The organism is Rhodoplanes roseus, assembly GCF_003258865.1.
Classification (GTDB): domain Bacteria; phylum Pseudomonadota; class Alphaproteobacteria; order Rhizobiales; family Xanthobacteraceae; genus Rhodoplanes; species Rhodoplanes roseus.
The window spans coordinates 1-285 of record NZ_NPEX01000753.1 but is presented as its reverse complement, the minus strand read 5'-3'; the positions used below and the strand labels follow the sequence as shown (position 1 = coordinate 285).

Below are 285 nucleotides of genomic sequence, written 5' to 3'. Positions count from 1 at the left end.
GATCTCGCCGGGGCTGATCGCCTATCCGCTCAGGGTGAACCGCGATTTCGAGATCACGTTACTTGCCAATCTCATCACGCTGACACCCGGCACCTTGTCGGTCGACGTGTCGGAGGACCGGCGCACGCTTTACATTCATGCCATCGACGTGCCCGATCCGGATCAACTGAAACGCGATATCGCACAAGGCTTTGAGCGAAAGATACTGGAGGCGTTCCGATGAGTGCTACCGAGTTTCTCGAGATCTGTGTGGCGGTTTCGCTGGCGCTTCTCGTGCTTTCGTTT

Annotated in this window: 1 protein-coding gene; it reads left to right on the top strand. The window is 56.8% G+C overall.

Annotated features, from left to right (window positions below; genetic code table 11):
- Window positions 1-223, top strand: a 223-nt coding sequence (locus tag CH341_RS32265; protein ID WP_170149910.1) for a Na+/H+ antiporter subunit E, incomplete at its 5' end; no start/stop codon positions are given.
- Window positions 224-285: the final 62 nt, after the last annotated feature.